The sequence below is a fragment of the Microbacterium galbinum genome (assembly GCF_023091225.1).
Classification (GTDB): domain Bacteria; phylum Actinomycetota; class Actinomycetes; order Actinomycetales; family Microbacteriaceae; genus Microbacterium; species Microbacterium galbinum.
Map to the genome: position 1 here is coordinate 2,931,812 of NZ_JAHWXM010000001.1, position 6,479 is coordinate 2,938,290.

Consider the following 6,479-nt stretch of genomic DNA (forward strand, 5'->3'; position numbering starts at 1 on the left):
CATGGATGCTGTGCGCATGCACGCCGCCTCGGCCGAGTCGACGGCCATCGTCGACGCGGTGCTCGACTACTCCCGACGGCGGATGCTGGCGGCCGACGTGCCGCTCGACAAGCCGCAGAGCGAGGCCGAGCTCAACCGGCTCGTCGGGGCCACGATCACCGACGCGGGACTGGGGGCCAACCGGGCGCTCAGCGTGTTCGAGCACATCCTCGCGCCGGCGTGCCTGACCACGAGTCATCCGCTGTACCTGTCGTTCATCCCCACCGCGCCGACCATGGCGGCGATCGCGTTCGACCTGGTGGTGTCGGCATCCGGTCTCTACGGCGGCAGTTGGCTCGAGGGAGCGGGCGCCGTGCACGCCGAGAACGAGGTGCTCTCGTTCCTGGCGAAGGAGTTCGGGCTTCCCGACACCGCGGGTGGGGTCTTCGTGCAGGGCGGCACGATCGGCAACCTGTCGGCGCTGGTCGCCGCGCGCGAGGCCGCCAAGGCGCGGCTCCTCGATGCGGGCAAGCAGCTCCCGTCGCGTTGGAAGATCGTCTGCAGCGTCGAGGCCCACTCCTCGAACAAATCGGCCGCGCGGGTGATGGATGCCGACGTGCTGCTCGTGCCGGCGGGCGACGACGGCGTTCTCCGCGCGGATGCCGTGCGCGACGCCCTCGCCGAACACGGTGACGAGATCTGCGCGGTCGTCGCGACCGGGGGATCGACGAACTTCGGCATCGTCGACGACATCGCCGGCATCGCTGCTCTGAAGGACGAATTCGAGTTCTGGCTGCACATCGACGGCGCGTACGGACTCACCGCGATGCTGTCGCCCGAGGCGCGGCACATCTTCGCCGGGGTGGAGCGCGCGGACTCGGTGATCGTCGATCCGCACAAGTGGCTGTTCGCGCCGTTCGACTGCTGCGCCCTGATCTACCGCGATCCCGAGGCGGGACGCCGCGCGCACACCCAGCACGCCGAGTACCTCGATACGCTCACCGACGGCGACGACTTCAGCCCGTCCGACTACTCGATCCAGCTCACGCGGCGCCCCCGCGGCCTGCCGCTCTGGTTCTCGCTCGCGACGTACGGCGTCACGTCCTATCGCGACGCGGTCGGGGCGACGATGGCGCTCACCCGCCGCATCGCCGACGAGATCGCGGCACGCCCCGGGCTCCGGCTCGTGCGCGATCCGCAGCTGTCGGTCGTCGTGTTCGAGCGTGACGGGTGGGAACGCGCCGACTACGACCGCTGGTCGGCCGCCCTGCTCGACTCGCAGCGCGCCTTCGTCGTTCCGAGCTCGCACAAGGGCCGCCCGAACACGCGCTTCGCGATCCTCAACCCGCTCACGACCTTCGAAGACCTCGTCGGCATCCTCGACACCATGGCCTGACAGCGCGCCTCATCTACTCGTGTGCGCGTCCAGGAAGTCGATGGTCTTCTGCAGGGCGGTCCGGGCATCCGGCAGGTCGAGGTGGAACTGGTACTCGTGGGGGAGCGCCGGTTCGTGCGGTGCCGGCCAGAAGAGCGTCGTGACCTCGACCCCCACCTCGTCGAGGCGCTTCGCCATCGGGATCGACTGCAGCCAGGTGAGGCCGTCACCGTTGCCGCCCGAGATGTAGGTCGCGGGGAAGTCCGCGGTCACCCAGTCCACGGTCGACATCGTCGCGCCCGTCGAGTCCTCGGCCCAGGTCTTTGTGCCGGAGTACGCCCACATCGCCGACTTGAAGCCCCAGCCGGCGATCCCGTCGAGCTGCGCGAGCGCCGACAGATCGTAGACGCCGCAGTTGAGCACGGTCGCGACCAGTTGCGAGGCCTCGATCGACGGAGTGATGTCCATGATCTCGGCGTAGTCGGGGCTCGTGATGAGCGTGGCCATCTGGCTGGCGAGCTGGGCACCGGCGGAGTCCCCGGCGAGCACGATCCGCGTGGGATCGACGCCCAGCTCGGCGGCATGCTCGTCGATGTAGGCGAGCGCCTCGTTGAGCTGGTTCACCGCGAGCGGGTACACGCCCTCGGGGCCGATCGTGTAGTTCACGCCGATCGTCGTGTAGCCCTCGGCGGCGAGGATGCGCAGGTACGGATCGACGTTCTCCTTCGCGCCCGAGATCCAGGCGCCGCCGTGGATCCAGACGACCGTGGGCAGCGGGCCGGTGGCGGATGCCGGGGAGAAGACGTCCAGGGTCGTGTCGGCACCCCGGTCCCCGTAGGCGACGTCGAGCTGCTCGGTGAGCTCGACGTCGGGCACGTGCTTCTCCATCTCCGCCGCTGTCTCGTCACCGCCCTTGGTGAACACGGCGCGGATGATCATGGCCGACGGCCACGGGGTGAGCGAGCCGACGATCGCCACGACCGCGGCCACCCCGACGACGCAGGCGACGGCGATCTTCGTCCGCCGCCACGGACGACGCGACTTCGCGGGTCGTGCCGGTTCTGGTTCGTGGTCGTGCGCGCTCATGGGACTCCCTCTCCGCGCACCAGTGTGGCAGTACTCCGCGCGGCGACGCACGCCCGGATCGACGCCGTGACCGAGGCGGGAATCCCCGGCCCCGCGAACCGGTCCGGTGGTCGACAGCACTTGTCCGCTGGGCGACACCCGCCCTCGCTAGCGTGAAGAGGGCCCCCGATTCCTGGAGTCCCGATGCCCCGCCCTGCGCCGAACCTCGCGCCGAATCCTACTCCGACGACCGTGGGACGGGCGTTCCGCGAGGGAGTGTGGGGGCGTGGGCGTCGGCTGCGCGCGGCGCTGTCGATCGCGGGTTTCTGCGGGCATCAACTCGCCGAGGTCATGGTGCCCGTCGCGGTGGGCGTCGTGATCGACAGCGCCATCGCTCCGCACGACCCGGTCGCGCTCGGGTGGGCGCTGGCGTTCCTCGTCGCCGTGTTCGCGGTACTGATCTGCGCGTGGCAGGTGGGTGATCGCTCCGCCACCGTCGTCTACGCGCGCGGCGAGCACGCGCTGCGGCAGGGGGTGCTCGGGCTCGCGCTGCGCCGTCGCGTGCGCCGTCCGGCCGGCGAGGTGCTGACGATCTCCTCGTCGGATGCCGGGCAGACGGCCGGGTTCTTCTGGGTGATCGCCGAGCAGGCGGCCGCGGCGACGGCGGTGCTCGTCGCGTGCATCACGCTGCTCGTCATCGCCTGGCCGCTCGCGATCGCCGTCGTGATCGGCACGCTCGTGCAGGCGTTCGTCGTGCACGCCATGAGCGGGGGCCTGCGCCGTCGCGGATACGCGGCGCAGAAGCAGGCCGCGCGGCTCGACGCGGTGAGCACCGACTTCGCGACCGGCCTGCGCGTGCTCGGCGCCCTGGGCGGAGCGCCCCGAGCGGCCGAACGCTACGTCGCCGAGAGCGCGGTCGCGGCCGAGGCCGCCTATCGCGCCGAGAAGGCGACGGCCGGGCTCACCGCACTGAACCTGCTGGTGAGCGGTCTCGCCTTCACCGGCATCGCGATGCTCGGCGGCTGGCTCGCGCTGGAGGGCGCGATCACGGTCGGCGGATTCGTCACGGCGATGGGGCTCGCGCAGACGATCCGCGGACCTCTGCAGGCGCTCGGCTATCTGCCGGCGCAGATCGCGAGCAAGCACGGGTCGGCGACGCGCATCGCCGAGTTCACCGCCGAAGCGGGAATGGATGCCGTCGAGGCGGGAGCGGATGCCGCCGACGCGGGAGCGGATGCCGTCGAGCGGATGCCGGTGACGGATACCGTCGCCGCGGCTGCAGGTGGAGTGGCCGCAGGTGGAGTGGTCGCGGGCGGAGTGGTCGCGCGCCTCGATGTCGACGGGCGGCCGATCGAGATCCGCGCGGGCGAGCTCACGGGGATTCGTGCAGACCCCGCGCGGATCGCCGATCTCGCGCGTCTGTTCGGCGGACAGCGCGAGCCCGAGGTCGGCGAGCTGCTGCTGACCGGAACGGATGCCGCCCGCCTCGATGCCGAGGGTCTCCGATCCCGGGTGTTCGCCCCGCCGCACGACGCCGCGGTGTTCAGCGGCACGGCGGCCGCGAACATCGCCGATCCGATCGACGCCGCGCACCTCGAGGCATCCGCGTTCGACGAGGTGCTGCGCCGGCTGCCCGACGGTCTCGACGAGCGCGTGGGCGAGCGCGGTCTGCGGCTCTCGGGCGGTCAGCGTCAGCGCCTTCTTCTCGCCAGGGCCCTGCACCAACCGCAACCCCTGCTCGTGCTGCACGAGCCGACCACCGCGATCGATCCCATCACCGAGGCGCAGGTCGCCGAGGGTCTCGCCCGTGACGGGCGCACGATTCTGCTGCTCACCGACCGCGCCTCGCTGCTCGCGGCGTGCGCGCGCGTGCACGATCTGAGGGACGACCCCGATCTGCGCGACGACCGCGACCGGAGGCGGGACGACCCCGATCAGAGGGACGACGTATGAGCGACGAGAAGCTGCCGGTCGCGAGCCGCCGCGACACCGCGCGCGGACTCCTCACGGCGCTCGGGCATCGACGGGGGCTCGTGCTGCTCGCGCTCGTGACCCTGTTCGCCGGCGTCGGGGCAGCGCTCGTCGCCCCGTGGGTGATCGGGCTCATGGTCGACGACATCGTGGCGGGCGGCACAGGGCTGCTGCCCTTCGGACTGGTGCTCGCGGCATCCGTGGTGTCGGCGGCCGTGCTCACGTGGGTGGGGCGCGTGCTGCTGGCCCGGCTGGGGCAGGGCACGATCCGGGAGGTGCGCGAGTCGGCGTTCCGCACGGCTCTCGCCCAACCGACGTCGCGGATCGAGGCGGCGGGGACCGGTGACCTGGTGGCGCGTCTCTCGGGCGACGTGCGTGCGGTGGGCGAGGTCGTCGAGGGCGCGTTGCCCGCCTTCCTGACCGCGGTCTTCGGGATCGTGCTGAGCCTGATCGGCATGGGGGCGCTCGACGCGCGCTTCGCACTGGCGGCCCTGTGCGCCGCCCCGGTGCAGTTCTTCGCACTGCGCTGGTTCCTGCGCCGGTCCGCTCCGATCTATCGCGCGCATCGCACGGTGGTGGCCGAGCGGGGGCAGCGCACGCTCGAGGCGGTGCGCGGGGTCGACACCGTCGTCGCGCTGCGCACCGAGGAGAGGCACCTGGCCGGGATCGCCGAGGCCAGCGAGCAGGCGATCGGGCTCGAGGTGCGCGCGACGCGGGTGCGCAACGACTTCAACGTCTTCCTCAACGGGGCCGAGTTCCTGGGGCTCGCGGCCGTTCTGGTGACGGGGTACTTCCTCGTCGCGGGCGGTCTGGTCGAGCTGGGCGCCGCGACCGCCGCCGCGCTCTACTTCCTCGGGCTCTTCGGGCCGATGAGCAGCCTGCTCTACCGGATCGACGACCTGCAGGATGCCGGCGCCAGCCTCGCGCGCCTGTTCGGAGTGATCGGCCTCCCCTCTCCCGCGCCGCGTACGCAGGAGAGGCCCGCCCGTCGCGGCGCGATCGACGTCGAGGGGCTGCGCTTCGGACATCGTCCCGATCGTGACGACCTCGCCGGTGTCTCACTGCGCGCATCGGCGGGCGAGAGGATCGCGGTGGTCGGGGCGAGCGGTGCGGGCAAGACGACGCTCGCCCGCGTGCTCGCGGGTGCGCTCCCCGTGGGCGGGGGAGACGTCCGCCACGATGGCCGCGCGATCGGGGAGTGGCACCCGCACGACCTGCAGGATGCCGTGATCATGCTGAGCCAGGAGCCCCATGTGTTCGCGGGCACGGTGCGTGATGACCTGGGGCTGTTCGCGGATGCCGACGAGGAGCGGATGCTCGCGGTCATCGACGCGCTGGACGCGCACTGGGTCCACCGCCTGCCCGAGGGGCTCGACACTCCGGTGGGGGAGTCGGGGCATCCGCTCACCCCGGGGCAGGCGCAGCACCTGGCGCTGGTGCGGGTGGCGCTGTCGGATGCCTCGGTCGTGATCCTCGATGAGGCGACGGCGGAGGCGGGGTCGGCGGACGCCGAGATCCTCGACGACGCGGCGGCCCGGGCGATCGGTGCGCGCACGGGGATCGTGATCGCGCACCGGCTCACCCAGGCGGTGACGGCCGACCGCATCCTGGTGATGGAGGACGGGCGGATCGTGCAGTCGGGAACGCACGCCGACCTCGTCGAGACGCCGGGACCCTATGCGCGGCTCTGGGCGGCGTGGACCGCCTGGTGACCGCCGTTCCGCGGAAAATCGGGGCGACACGCCCGGCGGACGGGCCGGATTTGCCCGACCCCCGGAATCCACGTAAGTTATTACCTGTTCGCCCCACAGGGAAGCGGAAAGGCCGAGAGCCTCACCCCCCTCAAGCGGAGAACCACCCCCCCGAATCCACATCAACTCTTCTGAGTGTTCTGGATGAAGGAACTGCTTCATTCCGATGAGCGAGTCGCCGAAACGCGATTTGACAACAGGAACGAGATCAGTAAGATAGAGAAGTTGCCCTTCGGGCCTGGTTGTGATGACTGGGTCGTGGGAGCATCCGATCCTTGAGAACTCAACAGCGTGCACTTGTCAAATGCCAAATAACCTCGATTCAGCTTCGGCTGGAT

4 protein-coding genes are annotated in these 6,479 nt (G+C 71.0%); 3 read left to right on the forward strand and 1 reads right to left on the reverse strand.

Going from position 1 to position 6,479, the window contains the following annotated elements; translation table 11 throughout:
- The first annotated feature begins 1 nt into the window (after nucleotide 1).
- The gene (locus KZC52_RS14050; protein WP_247624667.1) at nucleotides 2-1,375 is read left to right on the forward strand and encodes a pyridoxal phosphate-dependent decarboxylase family protein; all 1,374 of its coding nucleotides are present in this window, start codon (nucleotides 2-4) and stop codon (nucleotides 1,373-1,375) included.
- A 9-nt stretch (nucleotides 1,376-1,384) separates the two neighbouring features.
- Here the strand turns inward: KZC52_RS14050 and KZC52_RS14055 are convergent, their stop codons facing one another.
- Nucleotides 1,385-2,440, reverse strand: coding sequence for an alpha/beta hydrolase (locus tag KZC52_RS14055; RefSeq protein WP_247624668.1), 1,056 nt, complete (start codon nucleotides 2,438-2,440; stop codon nucleotides 1,385-1,387).
- A gap of 231 nt (nucleotides 2,441-2,671) precedes the next feature.
- On the opposite strand from KZC52_RS14055, the gene KZC52_RS14060 reads away from it, so the two are divergent.
- A complete protein-coding gene (locus KZC52_RS14060; RefSeq protein WP_247624669.1) occupies nucleotides 2,672-4,372 on the forward strand; it encodes an ABC transporter transmembrane domain-containing protein in 1,701 nt (566 codons plus the stop codon).
- On the forward strand, nucleotides 4,369-6,102 hold the full coding sequence (locus KZC52_RS14065) for an ABC transporter ATP-binding protein (RefSeq protein ID WP_247624670.1): 1,734 nt from the start codon (nucleotides 4,369-4,371) through the stop codon (nucleotides 6,100-6,102). Before KZC52_RS14060 ends, KZC52_RS14065 begins: the two co-directional genes overlap by 4 nt.
- Nucleotides 6,103-6,479 lie beyond the last annotated feature (377 nt).